The sequence below is a fragment of the Arthrobacter sp. Dra40 genome, assembly GCF_059091905.1.
The window spans coordinates 14,702-39,494 of sequence record NZ_JBNHHB010000035.1; the positions used below are offsets into that span (position 1 = coordinate 14,702).

22 protein-coding genes are annotated in these 24,793 nt (G+C 67.6%); 15 read left to right on the top strand and 7 right to left on the bottom strand.

The genetic code is table 11. From position 1 onward, the window contains the following. From AC5RWT_RS15860 to AC5RWT_RS15870, 3 genes are read left to right on the top strand one after another with little or no spacing between them, the layout of a single operon-like run. Positions 1 to 162 (top strand): hypothetical protein, encoded by a 162-nt coding sequence (locus AC5RWT_RS15860; protein WP_169303872.1) that lies wholly within the window; start codon positions 1 to 3, stop codon positions 160 to 162. Between the two features lie 45 nt (positions 163 to 207). Further along, positions 208 to 948: a bifunctional 1-(5-phosphoribosyl)-5-((5-phosphoribosylamino)methylideneamino)imidazole-4-carboxamide isomerase/phosphoribosylanthranilate isomerase PriA gene (priA, locus tag AC5RWT_RS15865; protein WP_494044849.1), complete on the top strand. Its 741-nt coding sequence runs from the start codon at positions 208 to 210 to the stop codon at positions 946 to 948. Positions 949 to 957: 9 nt separating this feature from the next. Next, positions 958 to 1,806, top strand: a complete 849-nt coding sequence (locus AC5RWT_RS15870; RefSeq protein WP_494080985.1) for an SseB family protein — start codon at positions 958 to 960, stop codon at positions 1,804 to 1,806. A 102-nt stretch (positions 1,807 to 1,908) separates the two neighbouring features. Here AC5RWT_RS15870 and AC5RWT_RS15875 read toward each other — a convergent pair whose 3' ends face one another. After that, positions 1,909 to 2,328: a DUF1844 domain-containing protein gene (locus AC5RWT_RS15875; protein ID WP_452037816.1), complete on the bottom strand. Its 420-nt coding sequence runs from the start codon at positions 2,326 to 2,328 to the stop codon at positions 1,909 to 1,911. A gap of 336 nt (positions 2,329 to 2,664) precedes the next feature. Between AC5RWT_RS15875 and infC the strand changes: the two genes are divergently transcribed. From infC to AC5RWT_RS15900, 5 genes are all read left to right on the top strand, one after another. Further along, positions 2,665 to 3,708 (top strand): translation initiation factor IF-3, encoded by a 1,044-nt coding sequence (gene infC / locus AC5RWT_RS15880; RefSeq protein WP_494080986.1) that lies wholly within the window; start codon positions 2,665 to 2,667, stop codon positions 3,706 to 3,708. 145 nt (positions 3,709 to 3,853) lie between these two features. Then, positions 3,854 to 4,048, top strand: coding sequence for a 50S ribosomal protein L35 (gene rpmI / locus AC5RWT_RS15885; protein WP_127511693.1), 195 nt, complete (start codon positions 3,854 to 3,856; stop codon positions 4,046 to 4,048). A gap of 117 nt (positions 4,049 to 4,165) precedes the next feature. Continuing rightward, positions 4,166 to 4,834 carry a 50S ribosomal protein L20, sunset domain variant gene (gene rplT / locus AC5RWT_RS15890; protein WP_494044852.1) on the top strand — a complete coding sequence of 223 codons (669 nt, stop codon included), beginning with the start codon at positions 4,166 to 4,168 and terminating at the stop codon, positions 4,832 to 4,834. Between the two features lie 45 nt (positions 4,835 to 4,879). Further along, positions 4,880 to 5,806 carry a TrmH family RNA methyltransferase gene (locus AC5RWT_RS15895; RefSeq protein WP_494080987.1) on the top strand — a complete coding sequence of 309 codons (927 nt, stop codon included), beginning with the start codon at positions 4,880 to 4,882 and terminating at the stop codon, positions 5,804 to 5,806. Between the two features lie 82 nt (positions 5,807 to 5,888). After that, on the top strand, positions 5,889 to 6,833 hold the full coding sequence (locus AC5RWT_RS15900; RefSeq protein ID WP_494080988.1) for a cation diffusion facilitator family transporter: 945 nt from the start codon (positions 5,889 to 5,891) through the stop codon (positions 6,831 to 6,833). Positions 6,834 to 6,887: 54 nt separating this feature from the next. Here AC5RWT_RS15900 and AC5RWT_RS15905 read toward each other — a convergent pair whose 3' ends face one another. After that, a complete protein-coding gene (locus tag AC5RWT_RS15905) occupies positions 6,888 to 8,096 on the bottom strand; it encodes an MFS transporter (protein WP_494044855.1) in 1,209 nt (402 codons plus the stop codon). Positions 8,097 to 8,326: 230 nt separating this feature from the next. On the opposite strand from AC5RWT_RS15905, the gene AC5RWT_RS15910 reads away from it, so the two are divergent. Beyond that, the gene (locus AC5RWT_RS15910; protein WP_494081008.1) at positions 8,327 to 8,764 is read left to right on the top strand and encodes a (deoxy)nucleoside triphosphate pyrophosphohydrolase; all 438 of its coding nucleotides are present in this window, start codon (positions 8,327 to 8,329) and stop codon (positions 8,762 to 8,764) included. 45 nt (positions 8,765 to 8,809) lie between these two features. On the opposite strand, the gene AC5RWT_RS15915 is transcribed toward AC5RWT_RS15910, so the two are convergent. Beyond that, positions 8,810 to 9,871 carry an Rv2578c family radical SAM protein gene (locus AC5RWT_RS15915; RefSeq protein ID WP_494080989.1) on the bottom strand — a complete coding sequence of 354 codons (1,062 nt, stop codon included), beginning with the start codon at positions 9,869 to 9,871 and terminating at the stop codon, positions 8,810 to 8,812. A 108-nt stretch (positions 9,872 to 9,979) separates the two neighbouring features. Here AC5RWT_RS15915 and AC5RWT_RS15920 point away from each other — a divergent pair, with 108 nt between their 5' ends. Next, positions 9,980 to 11,074 carry a DNA polymerase IV gene (locus AC5RWT_RS15920; RefSeq protein ID WP_494080990.1) on the top strand — a complete coding sequence of 365 codons (1,095 nt, stop codon included), beginning with the start codon at positions 9,980 to 9,982 and terminating at the stop codon, positions 11,072 to 11,074. A 42-nt stretch (positions 11,075 to 11,116) separates the two neighbouring features. Here AC5RWT_RS15920 and AC5RWT_RS15925 read toward each other — a convergent pair whose 3' ends face one another. Next, a complete protein-coding gene (locus tag AC5RWT_RS15925) occupies positions 11,117 to 11,569 on the bottom strand; it encodes a hypothetical protein (RefSeq protein ID WP_494080991.1) in 453 nt (150 codons plus the stop codon). A 108-nt stretch (positions 11,570 to 11,677) separates the two neighbouring features. Between AC5RWT_RS15925 and pheS the strand changes: the two genes are divergently transcribed. From pheS to AC5RWT_RS15940, 3 genes are all read left to right on the top strand, one after another. Beyond that, positions 11,678 to 12,748 (top strand): phenylalanine--tRNA ligase subunit alpha, encoded by a 1,071-nt coding sequence (gene pheS / locus AC5RWT_RS15930; RefSeq protein WP_494080992.1) that lies wholly within the window; start codon positions 11,678 to 11,680, stop codon positions 12,746 to 12,748. Positions 12,749 to 12,752: 4 nt separating this feature from the next. Further along, positions 12,753 to 15,296, top strand: coding sequence for a phenylalanine--tRNA ligase subunit beta (pheT, locus tag AC5RWT_RS15935; RefSeq protein ID WP_494080993.1), 2,544 nt, complete (start codon positions 12,753 to 12,755; stop codon positions 15,294 to 15,296). A gap of 83 nt (positions 15,297 to 15,379) precedes the next feature. Further along, positions 15,380 to 16,090 carry a 4'-phosphopantetheinyl transferase family protein gene (locus AC5RWT_RS15940; RefSeq protein WP_494080994.1) on the top strand — a complete coding sequence of 237 codons (711 nt, stop codon included), beginning with the start codon at positions 15,380 to 15,382 and terminating at the stop codon, positions 16,088 to 16,090. Here the strand turns inward: AC5RWT_RS15940 and AC5RWT_RS15945 are convergent. The 3 genes from AC5RWT_RS15945 to AC5RWT_RS15955 form a co-directional block, all read right to left on the bottom strand. After that, positions 16,056 to 17,444, bottom strand: coding sequence for a M1 family metallopeptidase (locus AC5RWT_RS15945; protein WP_494080995.1), 1,389 nt, complete (start codon positions 17,442 to 17,444; stop codon positions 16,056 to 16,058). The genes AC5RWT_RS15940 and AC5RWT_RS15945 overlap by 35 nt on opposite strands. Then, positions 17,441 to 21,310 (bottom strand): Pls/PosA family non-ribosomal peptide synthetase, encoded by a 3,870-nt coding sequence (locus AC5RWT_RS15950; protein WP_494081009.1) that lies wholly within the window; start codon positions 21,308 to 21,310, stop codon positions 17,441 to 17,443. Before AC5RWT_RS15950 ends, AC5RWT_RS15945 begins: the two co-directional genes overlap by 4 nt. A gap of 149 nt (positions 21,311 to 21,459) precedes the next feature. Next, positions 21,460 to 22,425: a quinone oxidoreductase family protein gene (locus AC5RWT_RS15955; RefSeq protein WP_494080996.1), complete on the bottom strand. Its 966-nt coding sequence runs from the start codon at positions 22,423 to 22,425 to the stop codon at positions 21,460 to 21,462. Between the two features lie 186 nt (positions 22,426 to 22,611). On the opposite strand from AC5RWT_RS15955, the gene argC reads away from it, so the two are divergent. Together argC and argJ are read left to right on the top strand one after the other, a co-directional pair. Then, entirely contained in the window at positions 22,612 to 23,643 is a 1,032-nt protein-coding gene (argC, locus tag AC5RWT_RS15960) for an N-acetyl-gamma-glutamyl-phosphate reductase (RefSeq protein ID WP_494080997.1), read from the top strand. Further along, a complete protein-coding gene (gene argJ / locus AC5RWT_RS15965) occupies positions 23,640 to 24,791 on the top strand; it encodes a bifunctional glutamate N-acetyltransferase/amino-acid acetyltransferase ArgJ (protein WP_494080998.1) in 1,152 nt (383 codons plus the stop codon). The genes argC and argJ overlap by 4 nt, the downstream gene beginning before the upstream one ends. The last annotated feature ends 2 nt before the right edge of the window (positions 24,792 to 24,793 follow it).

Genomic DNA, 24,793 nt, shown 5'->3' on the forward strand with positions numbered 1-24,793 from the left:
ATGGGCAGCCTCCTCCTCATGGCCTTGGCCGGGCTGCTGGCCGGCGGAGCCATCTCGTTCCGGCAACAGCGGCTGCCCAAGTGGTCGGCCATCGTTTTCTGGATCTTGGCCGGGATGTCCCTGCTGGCGGCCTACCTGCTCACCCTCGGCCCGACCGAGTAACCACCCACAGCCCGCGCAGCTGACGGCGCAGAAAGCGGAATCACTATGACGAACCAAACGCCCATCCTTGAACTCCTGCCCGCAGTCGACGTAGCGGACGGCCAGGCAGTCCGGCTCGTCCAAGGTGAAGCCGGCAGTGAGACCGGCTACGGCGACCCGCTGGACGCTGCCATGGCGTGGCAGAACGACGGAGCGGAGTGGGTGCACCTTGTGGATCTCGATGCGGCTTTCGGCCGCGGCAACAACACGGAGGTGCTGCGCCGCGTCGCCGACGAGCTGAAGATCAAGGTGGAGCTGTCCGGCGGCATCCGCGATGACGAGTCCTTGGAACGGGCGCTGGAGTTTGGAGCCACCCGCGTTAACCTGGGCACCGCCGCTCTGGAAAACCCGGAGTGGACCGCGCGCGCCATTGAACGGCACGGCGACGCCATCGCTGTCGGTCTTGACGTCCGCGGCACCACGCTTGCGGCCCGCGGTTGGACGAAGGAAGGCGGCGACATCTGGGAGGTCCTGTCCCGCCTCGAAGATGCCGGTTGTGCCAGGTACGTGGTGACCGACGTGACCAAAGACGGGACACTGCGCGGACCGAATATCGACCTTCTTCGGCAGATGTGCGAGCGGACCGATAAGCCGGTGGTGGCCTCCGGTGGTATTTCCAGCCTGGATGACCTGCGGGCGCTGCGTGAACTGGTTTCGACGGGAGTCGAAGGAGCGATTGTCGGCAAGGCCCTCTACGCGGGCAAGTTCACCCTGCCCGAAGCCCTCGACGTCGCCGGACGGCGCTGAGGTACCAGCGTGGCGAAGAAGGAACTGCCGGCCCACATTGCTGCAGCGCTGGCGGGAGCGGGCGGTGCGGGGGATTCGGCGGGCCAAAGCTGGGCCGGCCGGGACCTGAGCGGCGAAGGAAATCCGCTGCACCAATTCGATCAGGACGACGGCAGCACCGATCCGGCCTACGAAGCAGCGCTTCAGTGGCTGGCGGCCGGCACCGGCGGAGAAGCGGAAGTGGTGGCCGCTCTGGCCAACGCCCGGGTTTTCGTCCCCATCGTGGCCACGCTCGGAGAAGAGGCGGAGGGCAGCGGCGGCCTGACGTCGGATAAACAGGCGGACATGGCTTTGGTGACACTGCAAGCCCCGGACGGGCGACGTGCGCTTCCCGCGTTCAGCAATACCGCCGCTCTCGCAGCCTGGCATCCCGAAGCCCGGCCGGTTGCAGCCTATGCTCCGCGGGCGGCGTTGGCGGCAGTGTCGGAAGACGCCGAGTTAATGGTCATGGATCCGGGCGCCGCGCTGACCTTCGTGGTCCGGCGGCCGGCCGTGTGGGCTTTGGCCAAGCAGCACGAATGGGTGCCCTCCTATCGCGATCCGGCGCTGCTGGACTGGGTGGCCGAAGCGACCAGCGATGAAGAAGCCGTCATGGCCGCATCCGTCGAGCCCGGGGCTGGCATCGCGGTGCGCGCCGCCGATGGCTCGGTGGTGGCAGGCGGAGGCCACGGTCCGGAGCTTCGTTTGGTGCTGCAGGTGCGTGACGGACTGGGGCGCGAGGAGTTGGCTGCATTGGCAGGACGGATCCAAGAGCGGCTGCAGGCACGGCAGGAATTTGCAGAGCGGGTGGATTCGCTGGAGCTGAAGTTCACCCGCTGAGCGTCAGAAGCGGGTGCGGCCCTAGCACAAGCATGAGAGACAAGAACGACGCCGGTGCGGGGCACCGGCGTCGTTCTGGACAGTTCTGGAGTTCTTGCCGGGTTAGTTGACCGGACCGGTGAACTTCTCGCCCGGGCCCTTGCCCGGCTCGTCCTGGATGACAGAGGCCTCGCGGAAGGCGAGCTGCAGGGAGCGGAGGCCATCGCGTAACGGGCCGGCGTGCTGGCTGCCGATTTCCGGCGCAGCGGCGGTCACGAAGCCGGCCAGTGCGGTGATCAGCTTGCGCGCCTCATCCAGGTCTTTGAGCTCTTCCGCATCGTCGCCGGCGGCCAGGCCGCATTTTACGGCGGCGGCACTCATCAGGTGGACTGCCGCGGTGGTGATGACTTCGACGGCGGGCACTTCGGCGATATCGCGCATCTGGCCCAGGACTTCCTGTTCCTGGGTGGAGGCAGAACCGGCGTCCGGCGCGAAGCTGTGGCGATGGTCGTCGGTCTGCGGATTGTTATCTGAGCTGCTCATACTGGTAAGCTTTTCACAGACCAATTGGATCCGGTTACTTATGTGCCTCACAGCACGTAGGCAAAGGGGTCCGATCTGCAAGCGGAGTCCTCTCCCACCCGTCGGTATGGCTAGCCAGAGCTGCCGGGTTTCGGTCGGCAGGCTGCGGCCGGCAACGTCGAGGGACGTTGTCAACGCCCAGTCCGGAGCTTCTCAGTTCCGCCTGCCGCCACTTTGAGGCCTTCGATTGCGCTTGCAATGGGAGGCCTTCTTTCATTGCCGGCGGCAGACGAATATCACTGACAGGAGCCACCCATTAGCGAGCCAAGAATCAATGATCGTATCCGCGTTCCCGAGGTGCGGTTAGTCGGACCGAACGGTGAACAGGTAGGCATTGTCCGCATTGAGGATGCCCTGCGCCTGGCCACGGAATCGGATCTTGACCTGGTTGAGGTCGCGCCGCAGGCAAAGCCTCCGGTGTGCAAGCTGATGGATTTTGGCAAGTACAAGTATGAGGCTGCGGTCAAGGCGCGCGAGGCGCGCAAGAACCAGACGAACACTGTGCTCAAGGAAATTCGGTTCCGGCTGAAGATCGACAAGCACGACTACGAGACCAAACGCGGTCACGCGCTGCGGTTCCTCGCAGCCGGTGACAAGGTCAAGGCCATGATCCAGTTCCGCGGCCGCGAACAGCAGCGTCCGGAAATGGGCATCCGCCTGCTGCAGAAGTTTGCCGAGGACGTCGCAGAGGTCGGCGTCATCGAATCGACTCCGCGGATTGACGGCCGCAACATGGTCATGGTGATCGGCCCGACCAAGAACAAGGCCGAAGCCAAGGCAGAGGCCCGGCGCGCCGTGCAGAAGGCGGACGCCAAGGCAGCCAACGAGGCCGGCAAGCAGCGGGTGGACACCAGCGACGATCAGGCGCCGTTGACCCAGAGCCTGGGCGACCTGATTCCGGAAGGCCTTGCCGCCATGGCAAGCCAGCCGGAGGAAACCGCCGAAGCACCCGCCGAGCAAACCGCCGCGGCCGTTGCGGAGCCCGAAGCGCCCGCCGCAGTTGAGCCCGAGGTGCCCGCCGAGGTTGAACCAGAGGCCAAGACGGAGGAACAGCCCGAGGCTGCGCCGCAGGAAAAGCCTGCTGCCGAGACCAAGCCGGCGGCAGCACCGAAGGCGAAGCCTGCAGCGGAGGCCAAGCCCGCCGTCCCGGCGAAGCCTGCAGCGGAGGCCAAGCCCGCCGTCCCGGCAAAGCCTGCAGCGGAGGCCAAGCCCGCCGCCCCGGCAAAGCCTGCAGCCCCCTCCGAGGCCAAGCCCGCGGCACCCAAGCCCGCAGCCCGGCCCAAGCCGGCAGCGCGGCCTGCAGCACCCAAACCTGCTGGCCGGTCCGGCTCCAAGAGCTAAGACCGTCCAGAGAGCATCCGGCATCTTGCCGGGCACGCCCGTGTGTCCGGTGCCGGTAGACCAGTAAACCGACGGTGCCCGTAGCGGCACCGCACGAGCCGAAGGTCCGCAGGGACCTGAGGAAGACGTAAGGAGAACGGCAGCCATGCCGAAGCAGAAGACCCACAGCGGCGCCAAGAAGCGCTTCAAGCTCACCGGCAGCGGCAAGCTCAAGCGCCAGCAGGCCAACCGTCGCCACTACCTGGAGCACAAGCCTTCCACGCTGACCCGCCGCCTCGCAGGTGACAAGATCGTTGCTCCGGCCGACGTGCGCAACATCAAGAAGATGCTCGGCATCTAACTTTCTCCCTCCGGTCCGCACGGCGTCAGCCGTCAGCACCATCCCCGCAAGTTTTGCCCAGACCGCTGATCGTGGCGGTCGAACCACCGGGCACCAATCATCAAAAGGAGTACGCACGTGGCACGTGTGAAGCGGGCGGTCAACGCCCACAAGAAGCGCCGGGTCATCCTGGACCGGGCTGCCGGATACCGCGGACAGCGGTCCCGCCTGTACCGCAAGGCCAAGGAACAGCTGCTGCACTCGTTCGTGTACAGCTACGGCGACCGCCGCAAGCGTAAGGGCGACTTCCGCCGCCTGTGGATCCAGCGCATCAACGCTGCCTCCCGCGCCAACGGGCTGACCTACAACCGCCTCATCCAGGGCCTGAAGGCCGCCGAGGTGCAGGTCGACCGCCGCATGCTGGCCGAGCTGGCCGTCTCCGACGCCAACGCTTTCGCAGCTCTGGTGAAGGTTGCCAAGGACGCCCTGCCCGCCGACACCTCCGCTCCCGCCGAGCGCCAGGCCGCCGCCGCCAAGCCGGCCGCCCAGGCCAAGGCCGCTCCGGCTGCCAAGGCCGCTCCCGCCGCTGAAGCCGGCGAAGTCGCTGGCGCCGTGAAGGCTGTTGACGGCGAGGACGCGCCCGCCGGCTACAGCATCAAGGGCAACCAGTCCAAGAAGTACCACGTTCCGGGTTCCACCTGGTACGAGAACACCACTCCGGTGTACTGGTTCGAGACCGTCGAAGCCGCCAAGGCTGCCGGTTTCGAGCCCGCCGGCGGCGAAGCCCGCCAGAAGGTTGCCGAGTAAGCACCGGATGCATGAACCGCCATAGGGCGACGTTATAGTCGCTGTATGAGCATTACCGGGCGCCCGCAAGCTACGATCATGTCCAACCCCCGAGCCGATCGGGTCAAGGATGTGGCCAAGCTTGCCGGGCGCTCGGTGCGTTTAAAACGCCGGCAGTTCCTCGCCGAAGGCCCGCAGGCGGTCCGCGAGGCCTTGTCAGCCCACCGCGCGAACATTGCATCCGGAGGCGACGGGATCGTGGTGGAGGTCTTTGCCACCGAAGCCTGCCTGGACCGGTTGCCGGAGCTGCTGGATCTGGCCGACGCCGTGCCGCTGCGGCTGGCCACCGACGCGGTGCTCGCGGCCATGGCCGACACCGTCAACCCGCAAGGGATCCTGGCTGTCTGCCATTATCTGGACCGGCCGCTGAATGAAGTGCTGCAGGCCAAGCCGCTGCTGCTGGCCATCATGGTCCGGGTGCAGGATCCCGGAAACGCCGGCACCATCCTGCGGGCGGCCGACTCCGCCGGCGCCGACGCCGTCGTGCTGACCAACTCCAGCGTGGATATCTACAACCCCAAGGCCGTGCGTTCCACGGCTGGATCGCTTTTCCACCTGCCCGTGGTGACCGGACACGATTTCGACGAGTTGGCCGCCGCCCTGCGGGCAGCCGGCCTGACCCTGCTCGCAGCCGACGGGTACGGAACAATCGACTTGGACGACTTGCAGGACCGCAGCGCGCTGTCCCGTTTGGGGGAGGGGCAGGCAGCAGCGGACGACGGCGCTGCCCGCCTTCCGGATCTGGCGTCGCCAACTGCCTGGCTCTTTGGGAACGAAGCCCAGGGGCTGTCGTCGGAGGAACTCGCTGCGGCGGACCATCGGGTGGCGGTGCCGGTGTACGGCCAAGCCGAGAGCCTCAACGTGGGCACCGCGGCCACGGTCTGCTTGTATGCCTCGGCAAGGTCGCAGCGACGGGGCGCCCAGCCGGTCTAGCCACTCCCAAACACCCCGGTCGGACGGTACCGTAAGAACCGCGGCGACTGGACTATGACCGGGGCGACCTGGGAGGTTAACGATGGCAGCAAGCGGAGGAACCAAGGCGATCGTGGCGGCTCTGGCCGCCAATCTGACCATAGCCGCACTGAAGTTCATCGCGTATTTCCTGACCCGATCGTCATCCATGTTGGCCGAAGCCATCCACTCGGTAGCCGACTCCGGCAACCAGATCCTGCTGCTCGTTGGCGGAAAACAAGCCGCACGCCAAGCTAGCCCCAGCCACCCGTTCGGTTACGGCCGAGACCGCTACATCTACGCGTTCATCGTTTCCATCGTGTTGTTCAGCGTCGGCGGACTGTTCGCGCTGTACGAGGCCTACCATAAGTGGCAGGATCCGCATCCCATCGAAGGCTTCTGGTGGTGGGTCCCCTTGGCGGTATTGGCCGGTGCGATCATCGCCGAATCCTTTTCCCTGCGAACCGCCATCCGGGAGTCCAATCCCGTACGCGGCAGCACCGGCTGGTTCGATTTCATCCGCCGGTCGAAGTCGCCTGAACTCCCCGTGATCCTGCTTGAAGATTTTGGCGCCCTCCTGGGGCTGGTGTTCGCCCTGTTCGGCGTCAGCCTGACCCTGCTGACCGGCAACGGTCTGTGGGACGCGGCAGGCACGGCCATGATCGGCTTGCTGCTGGTGGCCATTGCCGCCGTGCTCGCCATTGAGACCAAGTCCCTGCTGCTGGGCGAATCAGCCTCGCGCCAGCACATCCGGCTCATCGAAGAAGCCATCGGCGCCGACAACGCGACACAGATCATTCACCTCAAGACCATGCATCTGGGGCCCGAGGAACTCCTCGTGGCGGCCAAGATCAGCGTGGGTAGCAGCGACTCGGGCCAAGAGATTGCGCGGTTGATTGATGCAGCCGAAAGCCGCATCCGTGAAGCGGTGCCGATCGCCACCCTGATCTATCTGGAACCGGATATCTACCGGTCGGAGTCCGTGCATTCCACGGGCCGGCAGGCCTGATCGAGCCCGGAGGCCCGCCGACACCGTGCCGGTCAGCCCGACTGCCGGCCAAGCTCATCGGATAACGCTGCTCCGCTTCTCGATCGCTCCGCTGACTGCCGCGATGGCCAGCCCCAAAGCCGCCAGTCCGGCGCCGACCAGGGCCGGGGCCGCGAAGCCCCAGCCCCAGGAGATCACGAGTCCGCCGAGGAAAGCGCCCAGCGCGTTGGCCATGTTCAGCGCCGAATGGTTCAGCGAGGCAGCCAAAGTCTGCGCATCAGGCGACGCGTCCATCAGTCGGGTCTGCAGGGCGGGGATCAAGCTGGATCCTGCCACGCCCAGAAGGAAGACCAGCGGAACCGCGAGCATCGCAATCGAGCTCGCTGCCCAAAAGAGCACCAGAACGACGACGATGGCCGTCATGACTTGGTAGATGGTGCCCATCACGGACCGATCCGCCAACCGGCCGCCGATGAACGTGCCGACGACCATTCCCAGGCCATAGAGGCCGACGATCAGCGGCAGGGCAGCCGGGGCCAGGCCGGTCACTTCGGTCATGGTGGGGCTGATGTAGGAGTAAACCGCGAAGAACCCGCCGAACCCCACCACGCCGATCAACAGGGCCAGCCAAACATGGATCCGTTTCAACGCGCGGAGCTCGCGGCGGATGCCGGCTTCTTCATGTGCCGGGCTGAAGGGGACGAGGCGTTGGATCATCAGCACCGTCACCGCTCCGACGATGCCCACCGCCACGAACATGAGCCGCCAGCCGTACTGCTGGCCCAGCCAGGTCACCAGCGGAACGCCCACGACATTGGCCACCGATAGGCCCAGCATCACCATGGCAACCGCTCGGGCGCGTCGGGCCGGGGACACCAGCGAGGCGGCAAGGACCGCGGCCACGCCAAAGTAGGCGCCGTGCGGCAGGCCGGAAATAAACCGGGTGACCAGCATGGTGGCGTAGTCAGGCGCGAGGACGGATGAGAGGTTCCCCAGCGTGAACAGGACCATCAGCCCCAGCACCAGGTGCTTGTGCGGCAGCCGGGCTCCGAGGCCGGCCAGCAAGGGTGCCCCGACCACCACGCCCAAGGCGTAGGCGGAGATCAGATGCCCGCTCTCCGGGATGCTGATGTCCAGGCCTTGAGCCACGTTCTGGAGTAGGCCCATGATGGCAAATTCCGTGGTGCCGATGGCGAACCCGCCCATAGCCAGCGCAACGATGGCCCAGACCGTCCGGCGGTTGTCGGTCTGCGTCCGTGGGACTGCCAGGGCGGCTGAATTCATCTGTCGGCTTTCGTTTGAGCGGCATGGGGTGCACTGGGAGAGGGGAATAGCCGCGCCGTTGCGGCAGGAGCGGCGGGATGACGATGGCCGCCGGATGCACCGGCAGTTACTGTACGGCAACACCTCAGCGCGGTGTCCAATTCCGGCCGGGGCAAAGATGTGGGCTGCGGCACAGCCGCCTCCGGGCCGCCGGAAGGGAACAACCGGACCGTAGACTGGTCGGCGTGCAGATGAGCCTTAAACAGATTGTCGGAGCAGCGATCCTCGATAGCCGCGCAGCACCCGTCGGATTTCTCGCCGCCCGGCGGACGGCGCCGGAGCCGCTGGCCGGCTTGTGGGAGTTTCCCGGCGGCAAAGTGGAGCCGGGGGAGAGCTGCGAGGACGCCCTCCGGCGCGAAATCCGCGAGGAGCTCGGGGTCGCGATTGAGCTTGGCGAGGAGGTGGCCGGTCCGCACGAGCAGGGCTGGCTGCTTAACGAAACGGCGGCCATGCGGGTGTGGTGCGCGTACATTACCGACGGGCGGCCGGAGCCGCTTGAAGACCACGACGAACTGCGCTGGGTCCCGCTGGACGAGCGCGAAGCCACGGCCTTGCCATGGATTCCGGCCGACTTCCCGATCGTCGCGGCTGTCCTCAAGGCGGCGAAGGCGGTTGGCCGTCCGGCCTGACGGACTCCCAGCATGTCCATTCGGTTAAGACCCGGTGCCGGACGGTTAAAACAGCGTCGGCTGCCCAACTTCAGGCGGTGCGGCTGCGTTCGGTCCTCCGTTCGGCCGGCCGGGAGAAGTGCCTGTCCGCGGTGTGTTGACGTCGCGCAGCCGGGCTGCACTCTGCAGACCGTGCCGGCGTTTGGCCGCGCCCACCCGGGCGGCCAGCCACCGTCGGTAGTCCTTGGAGGCATAGGTTCCGCCGTCGTAGAGGCGGCGGTAGCTGCCGACCAGTTGCGGATATTCCTTGGCCAACCACTGCATGTACCACTCGCGCGCACCGGGACGAAGGTGCAGCGCGCCCGCCGTCATGCTGGTGGCACCGGCGGCCGCTACCGAGGCACACAGGTCGTCGAGCGCCTCTTCGGAATCCGTCAGCCAGGGCAGGATCGGCATCGCCATCACCGAACACGCCAAGCCGGCATCGCTGAGCTTGGCGATCAGGTCCAGCCGCGCCCGAGGCGTCGGTGTTCCCGGCTCCACCCGGTGCGCCAAGCCGGCGTCCGTCATGGCCAGCGAGATGCCCATGCCGACGTCGACGTCCTTGGCCGCCTCATGCAACAAGGGCAGATCGCGGGCCAGCAAGGTCCCTTTGGTCAGGATCGAAAACGGCGTTCCGGAATCAGCCAAGGCCCTGATGATCTCCGGCATGAGCTTGTACCGGCCTTCTGCCCGTTGGTAAGGGTCCGTGTTGGTGCCCATGGCCACCTGTTCGTGCTTCCACGACGGCTTGGCGAGCTCCCGGCGCAGCACTTCGCCGGCGTTGATCTTCACCACCAGTTGGCTGTCGAAGTCCACCCCGGTGTCAAGACCAAGATAGCTGTGGGTGTTGCGGGCGAAGCAATAGGTGCATGCATGGGAGCAGCCCCGATACGGGTTGATGGTCCATGCGAAAGGCATCGCAGACTGGCTGGGAACCCGGCTGAGGGCGGACTTCGCCAGTACCTCGTGAAAGGTGATTCCCGCGAATTCCGGCGTCTGTACGCTGCGTACGAGGTTGCTCAGTTTAGCCAGCCCAGGCAACGCAGCGGGAGACTCGGCGGTGACTAACTGTCCATCCCAGCGCATGCGTTTATTAGAACACATCTTCTAATTGATGCCCAGCCTTGGAGGATGAGTCGATCGCTCGCGCGCGTGGATGGACGGGCTAGCTGGAGAGCCGATGCTCGCCAATGGATGTTAAGGCAGACTGGTGCCGTGAGCGGAATCCGGTGGGTGCTGCATGTCGATCTCGACCAGTTCATCGCGGCCGTGGAAGTGCTCCGGCGGCCTGAGCTCAAGGGCAAGCCGATCATCGTCGGCGGTCGGGGCGACCCCACGGAACGAGCCGTGGTGTCGACCGCATCCTACGAAGCCAGGGCGTTCGGCGTGGGTTCCGGAATGCCCTTGCGCATCGCGGCCCGGAAAGTGCCGGATGCCGTGATCCTGCCGGTGGACCATGAGGCTTACCTCGCGGCGTCCGAAACGGTGATGGCTACCCTGCGTGCGCAGCCCGGCGCCACCGTGCAGGTGCTGGGCTGGGATGAAGCCTTTGTAGGCACCGTGGCGGAGAATCCCGAAGCCTACGCCCGGCAGGTGCAGGCCGCTGTCCTGGAGCGAACGCGGTTGCATTGCAGCGTGGGCATTGGCGACACCCTGGTCCGGGCCAAGGTCGCCACCGGTTTCGGCAAGCCGGCCGGCGTCTTCCGTCTCACGGCCGGGAACTGGCTCGACGTCATGGGTGGGCGGCCAACCAGGGATCTGTGGGGCGTGGGATCCAAGGTGTCGGCCCGGCTGGCGAAACTCGGCATCAACACCGTCGCAGAGCTCGCCGCGACCGACCCCCAAGACCTGGTTCCGGAGTTCGGCCCCAGGATGGGTCCTTGGTACGCGGAGCTCGGGCGCGGGGATGGTGCCAGCGTGGTGGACGACACCCCGTGGATAGCCCGCGGGCACAGCCGGGAGATCACCTTCCAGCGCGACCTGACCGAGCCCGCCCAGGTGGACGACGCCATGAGGGAGCTGACGGCGCGTGTCCTTGAGGATGTAGTTGCAGAGGGGCGGCCCGTGGTCGGGCTAACCCTCAAGGTTCGGTACGCGCCATTCATCACCAAGACCCACGCGCGGAAGATCCCCGGGACCTTCGACCGGAGCGACATCCTGGCGCGGGCCCTGGACCTCGCAGGTGCAATCGAAGCGGGCCGTCCGATCAGGCTTCTCGGGCTGCGGGCCGAAATGGCAATGCCCGACGATGCCCGCCAGGGACATACGCCGACGCGCGGCGGTTGGTGACGGCGCCGCGCCGCCCGGCAGGGGGACCGGGTGGGCCGTGGGTCACAACACCGGAGCGGCCGAACCACGGCGCCGCCCCGGCCCGCGCCGGACCGTCCGTTCGACGTAGCCGCCGGAGCGCAATCCGGCGTGCCGTTCGAAAAAGTTCCGCGACGCCGGATCGCCGGTCCGCCACAAAGACCAGAGTGCGGCGCCGGCGTAGAGCGGCAGGAAAGGCAGGCCAAGGCAAAGAGCATATTGTGTGCTGTGGCGTGACTCATGGCCCAGCAGCAGCGGGTTGTCGGCCAGGCCGGCGGCAGTCCGGCGGAGGAGCACCACATTGCCCACCGTAAAAGCGGAGGCCGTAGGCAGCCGGGGCCGGTAGCCGTGGGCCAGGATCAGGCCCTTCGGGCCGCGGGACAGGCTGCAGCGCGCTGCAGCGGCGAGGCCGAGTCCGGCCAGCGTGGAGCCGTTGAGCAGGTTCCAGCCGGCACGCAGCTTCTCAAACGGCGTCATGGGCCCATCGTAGGCGTTTCGAGCCGGTGCCTGCCGGTGAACTAGACTGGTGTGGTTGCCCGTGCGCGGGCGGAAACCCTTTAACCTATTCCGAGGTCCCAACAGCACATGTCTGACGTGACACCCCCAGCCCAGGAGCAGCTCGTGCCGAGCCCGCTCGATGAAGCGGCCGTCGCTGCCGCCGTCGAGCAGGCGATGATGGCTTTCAAGGCCGCCTCCGACCTGGATGAACTCAAGACGGCCCGTCTGGCCCATGTCGGCGAGAAGTCCCCGCTGAGCCTGGCCAACCGAGAAATCGGCAAGCTGGCCAGAGAAGACAAAGCGGCCGCCGGCAAGATCATTGGCCCGGCCCGCGGACGCATCAACCAGTCGCTGGCTGCGCGCACCGCGGAGCTGGAGGCCGAGCGGGAAGCGCAGATCCTGGTCGAGGAAGCCGTGGATGTCACCGCGGCTCCGCGCCGCCGTCGTGCCGGTGCCCGGCATCCGCTCTCCACGCTGCAGGAGCGCGTCAGCGACATCTTTGTGGGCATGGGCTGGGAGATCGCCGAAGGCCCGGAAGTTGAATCCGAGTGGTTCAACTTCGACGCCCTGAACTTCAAGCCGGACCACCCGGCCCGCGAGATGCAGGACACCTTCTTCGTGGAGCCGCCGGAAGCACACCTGGTGCTGCGCACCCACACCTCTCCGGTGCAGGTCCGTTCCATGCTGGAACGGGACCTTCCCGTGTACGTGCTGTGCCCGGGCCGGACCTTCCGCACGGATGAGCTGGACGCCACCCACACGCCGGTGTTCCACCAGTTCGAGGGCCTGGCCGTGGACAAGGGCCTGACGATGGCCGACCTGCGCGGCACCCTGGAACACTTCTCCCGGCAGATGTTCGGCGCCGAGGCAAAGATCCGGCTGCGTCCGGCGTACTTCCCGTTCACCGAGCCCTCCGCCGAGATGGACATCTGGCACCCGGGTGCCAAGGGCGGACCGCGCTGGATCGAGTGGGGCGGCTGCGGCATGGTCAACCCGAACGTGCTGCGCGCCGCCGGCATCGATCCGGAGGTCTACTCCGGCTTCGCCTTCGGCATGGGCATTGAACGCACCCTCATGTTCCGCAACGACGTCCCGGACATGCACGACATGATCGAAGGCGACGTCCGCTTCAGCCAGCACTTCGGGATGGAGATCTAGAAGAATGCGTATTCCCCTTTCCTGGCTGCGCGAGTACGCGCAGGTTCCCGTTGACGCCACCGCCGAGGACGTGATGGCCGACCTCGTCAAGGTTGGCCTCGAAGAAGAGGACGTCCACCGCCCGTCCGACTCGGTCTCCGGGCCGATCGTGGTGGGACAGGTCCTGGACGTGGTCAAGGAACCGCAGACCAACGGCAAGACCATCAACTGGTGCCACGTCCGCGTGGTGCCGGAAGGCGCCGAACAGCGGCTCACCGGCGACGGGATCGACCCGTCCGGCGTGCAGGGCATTGTCTGCGGTGCCCACAACTTCGAGGCCGGTGACAAGGTTGTGGTGACACTGCCCGGCGCCGTCCTGCCCGGAGACTTCCGGATCACCCCGCGCAAGACCTACGGCCACACCTCCGCCGGGATGATCGCCTCCGCCCGCGAACTCGGCATCGGCGACGACCACGACGGCATCATTGTGCTCTCCCGGCTGGGCCTCGACCCGGAAGTCGGCACCGACGCGATGGAGCTGCTCGGCCTGACCGACGAGGCTGCCGAGATCAACGTGACGCCTGACCGCGGCTACTGCTTCTCCATCCGGGGCGCGGCCCGTGAATACGCGCTCGCCACCGGTACAACTTTCACCGATCCGGCGGCGCAGGTCGAGGTTGTCGAAGCGAGCGGCGAGGGCTACCCCGTCCGGCTCGAAGACCGGGCCCCCGTTTACGGCAAGCCCGGCTGCGACCGGTTCGTGGCGCGCGCGGTGCGCGGCGTTGACGCCTCGCGCCCCACCCCGCAGTGGATGGCCTCCCGGCTGCGCCTTGCGGGCATGCGCTCCATCTCGCTGGTGGTGGACATCTCCAACTACGTGATGCTTGAACTGGGCCAGCCCCTGCACTTCTACGACGTGGACAAGCTGCAGGGGCCCATTGTGGTCCGCCGGGCCAACCCGGGGGAGACCCTGGTGACTCTGGACGGCAAGGAGCGCAAGCTCTCCACCGAGGACCTGCTGATCACCGACGACCGCGGCGCCATCGGCCTGGCGGGCGTGATGGGCGGCGCGGAAACCGAAGTCGGGGACGGCACCACCAACGTGCTCATCGAGTCCGCTCATTTCGACGACGTCTCCATGGGCCGCACCCGGCGCCGGCACAAGCTGCCGTCGGAGGCATCCAAGCGCAACGAGCGTGGCGTGGACTGGGAAGTGGCGGACGAGGCGGCGCAGCGTGCCGTGGACCTGCTGGTCGAACTCGCCGGCGGCACCGCCGACCCCACGGCAACCGATGTCGGAACGCGTCCCGCACCGATGGTGATCGATCTGCCGGACGGATTCGCCTCCCGCCTGATCGGCTTCGACTACAGCGCGGAACAGATCGAAACGGCCCTGAAGGGGATCGGTGCGTCGATCGAACAGTACGACGGCGGCCTGCGCGTCACGGCGCCGAGCTGGCGTCCGGATCTGGCGATCAAGGAAGACCTGGTCGAGGAGATCGCCCGGCTGGTGGGCTACGACCGGATTCCGGCCACCCTTCCGGTGGCGCCGCCGGGCCGCGGCCTCACCCGGGGCCAGCAGCAGCGCCGCCGCGTGCTGCAGTCGCTGGCCGACGCGGGCCTGACCGAGGTGCTCAACTACCCGTTCGTCTCCACGGAGCAGAACACAACCTTCGGCGCACCCCAGGCCGGCTCCGAGGTGGCCGCCGTTAAGCTGGCGAACCCGATCTCGACCGAATTCGGGTACCTGCGGACCAGCCTGCTCCCCGGGCTGCTGGAGACCGCCCGCCGCAACCATTCCCGTGGCTTCCGCGATCTGGCGTTGTACGAAGGCGGCCTGGTGTTCCTGCCCGGCGAGAAGATCGGGTCGCCCGTTCTGCCGCCGCTGGGCGTCAAGCCGTCCGAGGAGGTGCTGGAGGAGTTGTTGGCCGGCATCCCTGAGCAGCCCTGGCATGTGGGAGCCGTCCTGACCGGGCACGAGGCTGCCCCCGGCGCCGGATTCACCCCGCGCGCCTGGGAATGGTCCGACGCGGTGGATGCCGCGCTGACCGTCGGCGACGTCCTCGGCGTCGAACTGGTGGTCGCCCAGGGCGAGCACCAGGCCTTCCACCCCGGCCGCACCGCACAGCTCTCCCTGCGCACCGGGGAGGTGGTCGGCTACGCCGGCGAGCTGCATCCGAAGCTGCTGGCGGACCTGGACCTGCCGGCGCGAACCGCCGCCATGGAATTGAACGGCGAGGCTCTGTTCGAGGCCGCCGCGGATGTGATCGTGGCCAAGCCGCTGTCCACCTTCCCGATCTCCACCCAGGACGTGGCCCTGGTGGTGGATTCGTCCGTTCCAGCGGAAGCGGTCCGCGAGGCACTGCGTGAAGGCGCCGGTGAACTCCTGGAGGACATCGCGCTGTTCGATGTGTACTCCGGCACCGGCATCGAGCCAGGCAAGAAATCGCTGGCCTTCGGGCTGAGGTTCCGCGCCGACGACCGCACGCTGACCGCTGACGAGGCGTCCGCGGCGCGGGCACAAGCCGTGGAGCTGGCCGCAGCCCGCTGCGGCGCCGTCCAGCGGTGATCGGCTACTGAAGTGAATAACGACGGCGGGGCCCACCGACCCAGGTGGGCCCCGCCGTCGTGGGGGAAAGGGAAAGGGAACGCATGAAGGCCCAGGTGATACTGCAGTTGGTGCAGCTGCAGGACGGGTTCGCGGCTGCCCGCGAGCCGGACCGGCGTCCCAGCATCCGCACACGCACACGTGAAGCCGTCCGTCTGCTGGCGGCACAGGAACTGAACGTTGACGCCGACCGGATGAGGCTGTCGTTTGACTGCCGCAACTGCCAGCGCGGCAACGATGGCCTGCATGGCCAGCCGCAGCTGCTGCTGGACGGTGCTCCGGCGGCTGCCCGCCTGAGCTACGCGCGGTCGGGGCGGTGGCTGCTGGCCGCGCTGTCCTTTCGCCCCGTGCTGCTGGGGGTCGATATCGAGGACGCAGGGGACGACGCTTTCCGGCCGGAAGACAATATTGACGCCGTCATGCTCACCGCCTCCGAGCGGCCTTTGGTGGAGCAGGCGGTCGATCCGCGCCGGCTGCGGGCGCAGCTGTGGACCAGGAAAGAGGCCGTGCTGAAGTCCACCGGCCACGGGCTGCGGCTGTCGCCGGACACTATCGGCGTCGCCGGTGCCGACGGTGAACCGCGGCTGTCCAGCTGGCCCGGCGAAGCGGGGGACCGTCCTGGTGTGCAACTGCTGGACCTGGCCTTGACGGACGCCGGCGCGGCGGTGCCGCCGAGTCTCGCCGCGGCGCTGGCCGTTGGCGGATCCGCCGACCCGAAGATCACCTACCGGGAAATCGCGGTAGTCCAAGGCTGAACAGCCAGGGCGCCAGCAGTTGCTCTGCCGGCTGCCCGCCGGTGCCCGATTCCGCATCGGCCAGCGCGAGAAACGCCGTGGTGTCCACCGATCCATGCGCGTTCTCGGCGCACCATCGGCGCAGCAGCCGGAAGAACGTGTCGTCGCCCACGGCTAGGCGCAGCGCATGCAAGGCCAAGGCCCCGCGCTTGTACACGCGGTCGTCGAACATCTGCTCCGGCCCCGGGTCGCCGATGCGGATGTCCTGCGGAAGTCCGGAGAGCTTGGCCCAGGCAGCCTTGGCGCGTTCACCGGCCGTGGCCGATCCGGAGTCCTCGGACCAGATCCACTCCGCATAGCAGGCAAAGCCCTCGTGCAGCCAAATATCCCGCCAGCGGGCGGCGGTCAGCGAGTTCCCGAACCACTGGTGCGAGAGCTCATGCGCTATCAGCCGCTGCGACTCCCATCCGGTGTCCAGATGATTGCGTCCAATAATGGACAGCGATTGCGCCTCGAGCGGTATTTCAAGCTCGTCGTCCGCCACCACCACGGTGTACCGGTCAAACGGGTACGGCCCAAAACGGTGGACGAATACTTCCATCATGTGTTGCTGGTCGGCCAGGGCTGCCGCCGCCGAATCCCGCAAAGAGGCAGTAACGGCGGCAAACTGCGGGACGCTGGTACCGCTGTGGGATCCCTGCTCGGCCGCGGTGCCGACCAGATCGAGCAGGGCATAGCGGCCCACCTGGATGGTCGCCAGATACGTTGCCATCGGGCGGGCCATCACGTACTCCCACGTTTCCCGGCTGGCCTTTTTGGTATGAGACACCAGTTCGCCGTTGGCGACGGCACGGTAGCCGGCGTCGGTGGTGAAGCTGATCCGGTAGCTGGATTTTTGGCTGGGATGGTCGTTGCAGGGGAACCACGTCGGTGCCCCGTTCGGCTGTCCGGCAACCAGAACGCCGTCGGTCAGTTCTTCCCAGCCCACCTCGCCCCAGGCCGATCGGCGGGGCCGCGGCGTTCCGGCGTAACGGATATCGATGCTCAAGTCCGCAGCGGCGGGCAATTCCTGGGTCAGGTCGAGCAGCAGCTTGCCGTCCCGCTGCGTGCACTTGGCGGGGCGTTGCCCGTTGACACTGACCTTGGCCGCCTGCAGGCCCACCAGATCCAGCTCCAGTCGGGCGGTGGACGTCAGGGTCCGTCCAGTCAGCACCGCACGGCCGGAGAGCCGGTTGGCCGCCAGCCTGCACTCAAGCTCAAGGTCATAGTGGTCCACCGCGAACGCGGCACTGCCGCTGCCCGGCGTATAGGCATCCGGTATGGCGGGGATCCGGCCCGGCACTGCTGTTCGGGTGCTTTGCGAAGAAGGAGTCATGAGGCGTCAACAGTCCAGGGTCGTACGGGGTTGCCCATCCAGTAACTGGCTGCGGGAACGGTTTCCCCGCGCATGACCAGCGATGCCGGGCCCACGGTGGCTCCCTCGGCAAGGGAGGCGGCCGGAAGGATGACTCCGTGCGGACCCATGGTGGAACCGGCTGCCAGCTTCACGGTATCAATGTTCATGATGCGGTCGTGGAACAGGTGGGTCTGGACGACGCATCCACGGTTGACCGTGGAACCGTCGCCCAGGGTGACCAGGTCCGCTTCGGGCAACCAGTAGCTTTCGCACCAGACACCGTGGCCGATGGTGGCGCCGAGACCGCGCAGCCACCACACCAGGGCCGGCGTTCCGGAGGCAGCGCGTCCGAACCAGGGGGCGCTGACCATCTCCACGAAGGCGTCCACGACTTCGTTACGCCAGATAAACGAGCTCCACAGCGGATGCTCGCCCGGCCGGATCCGCCCCACCAGCAGCCATTTCGCCAGCACGGAACTGCCGGCGGCCGCGGCGCCTGCCGCCATCATCACCACGCCGCCGAGCAGCGCCGCGGGGAGATAGCCGATGGAGGCGGCCAGGAGATCGAAGGCGGCCAGCACACACAACGCCAGTGCGCCCGTCACGGCGACCGGGACGAACCGGCACAGCTCCCACACACTCCGGGCCAGCTTAAGCCGCAGCGGGGGCGCAAAGGTCCGGCCCGGGTCGGCTTCCACAGCGGTGCGGCGCAGGCGCACCGGCGGGCTGCCGAGCCAGGAGGAGCCGGCTTTCGCCTTGGCGGGTGTGGCGGACAGGACCGCAACCAAAGCGTTCTTCGGGACCTTCCGTCCCGGCGCGGTGATGCCCGAATTGCCCAGGAAGGAACGCTTGCCGAGCTTGGCCGGGGCAATCTTCATCCACCCGCCACCGAGTTCATAGGAGGCGACCATCGTGTCATCGGCCAGGAAGGCCCCGTCTCCGATGGTGGTCATCTTCGGTAAGAGCAGCACCGTGGAGGCCTCCACATTGCGACCCACCTTGGCGCCCAGCAGGCGCAACCAGACGGGGGTGAACAAGCTGGCGTAGATGGGGAAGAGGATATCGCGGGCCATATCCAGGGTGCGTTCAACCGCCCAGACCCGCCAGCCCACGAAGCTGCGCACGCGGTGGTGCCCCTCGATGATGCCGAGGGAAAGCACCCGGACCGTCCCGGCGATCAGCAGTAGGTTGGTCAAGAACCACACCAGCGCAGCGGCCGGCACGGCGGCCAGCAGGGGCAGGAAGGCATCAGCCAAACTGGTCCGGCCGGACAGCAGCGGCACCACGACGGCGATCCCGGCGGCGGCGCCGGCGAACGGAATCAGGGCTATCACAGCGGACGCCAGCAGGGTCCAGAGGCCCCATAGCGGCGCGGCTGTGGCCGACGGTTCGGGCCACGGCTGCTTGGCCCGGCCGGTGCGCACGGCCGGCGAGCCGGAGACGCTGGTGCCAGCCTTCACCCGTCCCGTGACGGCGGAGCCGGGGGCCACGGTGGCACCGTCGCCGATGCTGGCGCCGGGCATCAAGGTGCTGCGCGCGGCGACGACCGCCCCGGCGCCGATGTGCAAAGCTCCGATGTGCAGCTGGTCGCCGTCGAGCCACCAGCCGGAGAGGTCCACTTCCGGTTCAACCGAGGCTCCGGCGCCCACCGTGAGCCAGCCGGTCACCGGTGGTACCGAGTGCAGGGTGGCATCCGGGGCGATCCGGGCACCGAGGGCACGGGCATAGTAGGGGACCAGAGGCGCGCTGGCCAACGAAACAGCCGAAGCGGTGTCCGCGATCTGTTCCGCCAGCCACAGCCGCAGATGCACCCGGCCGGACCGCGGGTAGCTGCCCGGTTCAACGCGCCTGAGCAGCAGCCTGGCTGCCAGCACCGCAATCGCCATCCGTCCCGGCGGGGAGACAAACACCGCCCAGCTGGCCGCAACCCACCACCACGACACCGTCGGGGCCGAGGTGAGAATGCCGAGGATGGACAGCACGTTGTTCAGGATCATCAGGTAGGTCAGCCAGCGCATGCCGGCCAGGACCATCAGCGGGATGCCCATCAACGTCTGGAAAATCTGGGACCTGCGCCGGGTCCGCCGCACCGTGCGCTCTTGAGGTTGCGCCGGCACTCCGTCGGGAATGGAGCTTCGTGCAGCCTCGATCAGGGCGCCGAACCGCGGGTGCGCGTAGATTTCTGCCACCGCAATGGTCGGGTAACGGGTCCGCAGGCGGGAAACGAGCTGCGCGGCGGCCAAGGATCCGCCGCCGAGGGCGAAAAAGTCGGCATCGAGACTTGCGACCTCAGTACCCAGCACAGCCGTCCACTGTTCGGCTATCCACTCGGCATCCGGCTCAAGATCGAGCGTGCTGGCGTCGCTGCCGTCCGTGGCGCCGGTGAGCGGCCACGGCAATGCATTGCGGTCTACCTTGCCGCTGGTCTTGGTCGGCAGCGTGTCCACCACGTTGAGCAGGGGGACCAACGGCGCTGGAAGCTTGTCCGCCAGCTGGAGCCGGGCGGCCACGAGATCATAGTCCGGCTCGGCAGCCAGGTAGCCGACCAGGAGTTGGTTGCCGGCGGCCGTGGTCTTCACGGCGGCGGCGCCGCCCGCAACACCGGGCAGCGCCTGCAGCGCGGCGTCGACTTCGCCGAGTTCGATCCGGCGGCCACCCAGCTTGACCTGTTCATCCGCCCGGCCCACGAACAGCAGCCCATCGGGTTCGTACGTCACCAGGTCTCCGCTGCGGTACGCCCGCGGCCAGCCCAAACTCGGCATCGGAGCGTATTTCTCAGCGTCTTTGGCCGGATCCAGATAGCGGGCCAGGCCGACGCCGCCGATGATGAGTTCGCCGGTTCCGCCCGGTGGCACCGGTTTGCCCTCGCCGTCCACCACGGCGAGATCCCAGCCGTCCAACGGCAGGCCGATTTGCACCGGCCCGCTGCCCGTCAGCGGGGCGGCGCAGGCCACCACCGTCGCTTCGGTCGGGCCGTAGGTGTTCCACACCTCCCGGTCCGGAACCGCCAGCCGCTGTGCCAGTTCGGGCGGGCACGCCTCGCCGCCGAAGATCAGCAGCCGAACATTCTCCAGCGCTTCGGCCGGCCACAGCGCGGCCAGCGTCGGGACGGTGGATACAACGGTGATGTTGCGGCTCAGCAACCAGGGGCCCAAATCCATGCCGCTGCGGACCAAGGCCCGCGGGGCCGGAACCAGGCAGGCGCCGTGGCGCCAGGCCAGCCACATCTCTTCGCACGATGCATCGAACGCCACCGACAGCCCCGCCAAGACCCGGTCTTGTGGCCCCAGGGGCTCCTGCTGAAGGAACAACCGGGCCTCGGCGTCGACAAAAGCCGCGGCGGAGCGGTGGGTTACTGCCACTCCCTTGGGGGTGCCGGTGGAACCTGACGTGAAGATCACCCAGGCATCGTCGTCGAGGGTTGGCGCGCGGGGCGCCTGAAACGGCGCAATGAGGCCGGGGGCGGTGCTCACGTCGCCGTCGCTCAGGACGCCGGCGACCTTAGCCTCGCCGAAGACCAGATCCGCACGCTCCTGGGGATCATCGGCATCCACCGGAACGTAGGCGGCGCCAATGGCGAGGACAGCAAGGATGCCGACGTAGAGTTCGGCAGTGCCGGAGGAGATCCTGATCCCGATCTTGTGCCCGGCGCCCAAGCCGGCCGCCCGCAGTTCGTCGGCCTTGGCATGCACTGCGGTCCGCAGCTGCGCGTAGCTTAAGGACTGCCGTCCGTCGTCGAGCGCCGGCGCGTCGGCATATGCTTCGGCGCTGGCTCGCAACACATCGATCAGGGTGCGGGGATCGGGCGTCAGCGCTGCACCGGATAGCTGGGGCTGGTAGACCATCACCGGCAGATCTTCCCCGCCGAAGGTGAACGCTGAATGAATTATTCGCGCCCGAAGGCCCGGATGCGGGCAAGATCACGGCCCGTCGACCCGTCGACCCGTCGACCCGTCGTGCCGTGCGGCAGACCGGCCGGCCGCGGCTCGCGTCGTTACGGAACCAGCAGCAGCTTGCCGGTGGTGCGGCGGGCCTGCAAGTCTTCGTGTGCCTGCGCGGCCTCGGCCAAGGGGTATTTCCGGCCCACCCTCGGGTTCAGCTGGCCGGACAAGACGGCGTTGAACAATTCGCTGGAGCGCCAGCGCCGTTCCTGCGGGGAGAGCAGGTGGTCCTTCAGCTTGGGGCGTGTGACGAAGAGCGACCCGCCCTGGTTGAGCCGCTGCAGGTCGAACGGCGGCACCTGGCCGGACGCGCCGCCGAAGAGCACCAGCATGCCGCGGGTGCGCAGGCTGGCCAGCGAGCCGTCGAAGGTGTTCTTGCCGACGCCGTCGTAGACCACGTCCACGCCGGTGCCGCCGGTCAGTTCCCGCACCTGCCGGTCGAATCCGTCGTAGCGCAGAACGTCATCCGCGCCGGCGCTGCGGGCCAGTTCTTCCTTTTCGTCGGTGGATACCGTGGTGATCACCCGGGCTCCCTTGGCCTTGAGCAATTGCGTCAGGATCAGGCCCACGCCGCCGGCACCGGCATGGGTGAGCACGGTCTGGCCCGGCTGGACCTTGAAGCTGGAGTTGACCAGGTAGTGCGCGGTCATGCCCTGCAGCGGGATGGCAGCAGCGACGTCGTTGTCTACCGCCTCGGGCACCGGAAGGGCGGCCTCGGCGGACACCACGGTGTACTCGGCATAGGTGTGCAAGCCCTCGGCAAAGGCCACCCGGTCTCCGGCCGCGAATTCCTCGACGCCGTCGCCGACGGCTTCCACCGTGCCCGCAGCTTCGGAGCCGGGAATGTAGGGGAAGCCGACGTTGTACACGCCGCTGCGCTCATAGGTGTCAATGAAGTTCACCCCCACTGCGGCCACTTTCACCAGCAGCTCGCCCGGGCCCGGTTGCGGAACGTCGACGTCCTGCAGTTGCAGTACTTCCGGGCCGCCGGGAGCGGCAGCCACGATCGCCTTGGCCATCTGGGGTCTCCTTAACACTCGGGGGAGTCGGCGCCGGCGGCTAGACTGGTCGCAGACCGGCCGGCTCTGAATCCATCGTAGGCGCTTGCCAACGCCCCTCTGCCAGCTGCGGCGGCGTCCGGCACCGCGGTCACCCATTGCATAATTATCCTGACTTGTGAATACTTTTGCTGTATGCTGGTCGCCATGACGATTAAGGTTGCAGTGTCCGGTGCCAGCGGTTACGCGGGCGGCGAGGTTCTCCGCCTGTTGGCCGGCCATCCCGACGTCTCGATCGGGGCCATTACCGCGCATAGCAATGCCGGCTCGCCGCTGCGCGGACTGCAGCCGCACCTGCATTCCCTCGCGGACAAAGTCCTGGTTGACACCACTGCGGAGAACCTGGCCGGGCACGATGTGGTGTTCCTGGCCCTTCCGCACGGTGCCAGTGCGGAGATTGCCGCCGCGCTGCCGGCCGACACGCTGGTGATAGACGCCGGTGCGGACCACCGGCTGGTGGATCCGCTGGCCTGGGAGAAGTTCTACGGCTCGGCCCACGCGGGCAGCTGGCCCTACGGCCTTCCGGAACTTCCCGGCCACAGGGGAAAATTGCAGGGCGCCCGCCGGATCGCCGTCCCGGGCTGCTATCCCACCAGTTCGCTGCTGGCACTGACACCTGGCTTTGCCGCCGGCCTGCTGGAGCCCGAGGACGTGGTGATCGTCGCGGCCTCCGGTACGTCCGGTGCGGGCAAATCCGCCAAGGTGAACCTGATCGGCTCCGAGGTCATGGGAGGCATGAGCCCCTATGGCGTCGGCGGCGGGCACCGGCACACCCCGGAAATCGAGCAGGGGCTGTCGGCAGCCGCCGGCGAATCGGTCACGATCTCCTTCACCCCCACACTGGCGCCGATGAGCCGCGGCATCCTGACCACGGCCACCGCACGGGTCAGGCCGGGCACGGACACCGGACAACTGCGCGCCGCCTGGGAGTCCGCCTACGCGGACGAGCCGTTCGTACACCTGCTGCCCGAGGGCCAGTGGCCGCACACCAAGGCCGTCCAGGGCAGCAACCACGCCGTCCTGCAGCTGGCCTTCGACGAGCACGCCGGCCGGGTTGTCGCCACCTGTGCCATCGACAACCTCACCAAAGGAACGGCCGGCGGCGCCATCCAGTCCATGAACATTGCCCTCGGTCTCGAGGAGACCGCCGGCCTGACCCACCAGGGGATTGCACCGTGAGCGTTACCGCGCCCAAAGGATTCCGCGCCGCCGCTGCCACCGCCGGCCTGAAAGCCTCCGGCAAGCCCGACGTCGCCCTGGTGGTCAATGACGGACCGCAGCGAGCGGCGGCTGCTGTCTTCACCTCGAACCGGGTGGCCGCCGCTCCGGTGCACTGGTCGCGGCAAGTGATCAGCGATGGCCGGGCCGACGCCGTCGTGCTCAATTCCGGCGGTGCGAACGCCTGCACCGGCGCCGAGGGCTTCCAGAACACCCACGCCACCGCCGAGAAAACCGCCGCCCTGCTCGGCATCTCCGCAGGCGACGTGGTGGTGTGCTCTACCGGACTGATCGGCGAGCAACTGCCGATGGACAAGCTGCTGCCCGGCGTCGAAGCGGCGGCAGCCGCCTTGTCCGACGACGGCGGAGCCGACGCTGCCGGGGCGATCATGACCACCGATACCGTGTCGAAGCAGGCGCTGTTCGCCCAGGGCGGCTACAGCATCGGCGGCATGGCCAAGGGCGCCGGCATGCTGGCCCCGGGACTGGCCACCATGCTGGTGGTCATCACCACGGATGCCGAACTGGCACCGGAGTCGTTGCAGTCGGCCCTGCGCGAGGCAACGCGGGTGACCTTCGACCGGACCGACTCGGACGGCTGCATGTCCACGAATGACACCGTGGTGCTGCTGTCTTCGGGCGCCTCCGGCGTGGTTCCCGGGACGGAAGACTTCACGGCAGCACTGACCGGGGTGTGTGCCGACCTGGCGCGGCAGCTGATCACCGATGCCGAGGGCGCCAGCCACGATATCGCCGTCACCACGATCAACGCAGCCTCCGAGAGGGACGCGGAAACGGTCAGCCGGGCGGTGGCCCGCTCCAACCTGTTCAAGACGGCCATCTTCGGCAACGACCCGAACTGGGGCCGGGTGCTCTCCGCGGTGGGCACCACCGATGCCGTCTTCGAACCGGACCAGCTGAACGTCAGCATGAACGGCGTGCCGGTTTGCCGCAACGGGGGTGTGGGGGAGTCCCGCGACCTGGTGGACCTGAGCGGCCGCGACGTGACCGTGGTGATCGACCTGCAGGCCGGCGACGCGAGCGCAACCATCTGGACCAACGACCTCACGCACGAGTACGTGCATGAGAACTCCGCCTACTCCAGCTGAGG

Bases quoted from the DNA above. Each gene is read 5' to 3' on its own strand.
- AC5RWT_RS15860 (WP_169303872.1), top strand. From the start codon at position 1: ATGGGCAGCCTCCTCCTCATGGCCTTGGCCGGGCTGCTGGCCGGCGGA.
- priA (WP_494044849.1), top strand. From the start codon at position 208: ATGACGAACCAAACGCCCATCCTTGAACTCCTGCCCGCAGTCGACGTA.
- AC5RWT_RS15875 (WP_452037816.1), bottom strand. From the start codon at position 2,328: ATGAGCAGCTCAGATAACAATCCGCAGACCGACGACCATCGCCACAGC.
- rpmI (WP_127511693.1), top strand. From the start codon at position 3,854: ATGCCGAAGCAGAAGACCCACAGCGGCGCCAAGAAGCGCTTCAAGCTC.
- AC5RWT_RS15895 (WP_494080987.1), top strand. From the start codon at position 4,880: ATGAGCATTACCGGGCGCCCGCAAGCTACGATCATGTCCAACCCCCGA.
- AC5RWT_RS15900 (WP_494080988.1), top strand. From the start codon at position 5,889: ATGGCAGCAAGCGGAGGAACCAAGGCGATCGTGGCGGCTCTGGCCGCC.
- AC5RWT_RS15905 (WP_494044855.1), bottom strand. From the start codon at position 8,096: ATGAATTCAGCCGCCCTGGCAGTCCCACGGACGCAGACCGACAACCGC.
- AC5RWT_RS15910 (WP_494081008.1), top strand. From the start codon at position 8,327: ATGAGCCTTAAACAGATTGTCGGAGCAGCGATCCTCGATAGCCGCGCA.
- AC5RWT_RS15915 (WP_494080989.1), bottom strand. From the start codon at position 9,871: ATGCGCTGGGATGGACAGTTAGTCACCGCCGAGTCTCCCGCTGCGTTG.
- AC5RWT_RS15920 (WP_494080990.1), top strand. From the start codon at position 9,980: ATGTTAAGGCAGACTGGTGCCGTGAGCGGAATCCGGTGGGTGCTGCAT.
- AC5RWT_RS15925 (WP_494080991.1), bottom strand. From the start codon at position 11,569: ATGACGCCGTTTGAGAAGCTGCGTGCCGGCTGGAACCTGCTCAACGGC.
- pheS (WP_494080992.1), top strand. From the start codon at position 11,678: ATGTCTGACGTGACACCCCCAGCCCAGGAGCAGCTCGTGCCGAGCCCG.
- pheT (WP_494080993.1), top strand. From the start codon at position 12,753: ATGCGTATTCCCCTTTCCTGGCTGCGCGAGTACGCGCAGGTTCCCGTT.
- AC5RWT_RS15940 (WP_494080994.1), top strand. From the start codon at position 15,380: ATGAAGGCCCAGGTGATACTGCAGTTGGTGCAGCTGCAGGACGGGTTC.
- AC5RWT_RS15945 (WP_494080995.1), bottom strand. From the start codon at position 17,444: ATGACTCCTTCTTCGCAAAGCACCCGAACAGCAGTGCCGGGCCGGATC.
- AC5RWT_RS15950 (WP_494081009.1), bottom strand. From the start codon at position 21,310: ATGGTCTACCAGCCCCAGCTATCCGGTGCAGCGCTGACGCCCGATCCC.
- AC5RWT_RS15955 (WP_494080996.1), bottom strand. From the start codon at position 22,425: ATGGCCAAGGCGATCGTGGCTGCCGCTCCCGGCGGCCCGGAAGTACTG.
- argC (WP_494080997.1), top strand. From the start codon at position 22,612: ATGACGATTAAGGTTGCAGTGTCCGGTGCCAGCGGTTACGCGGGCGGC.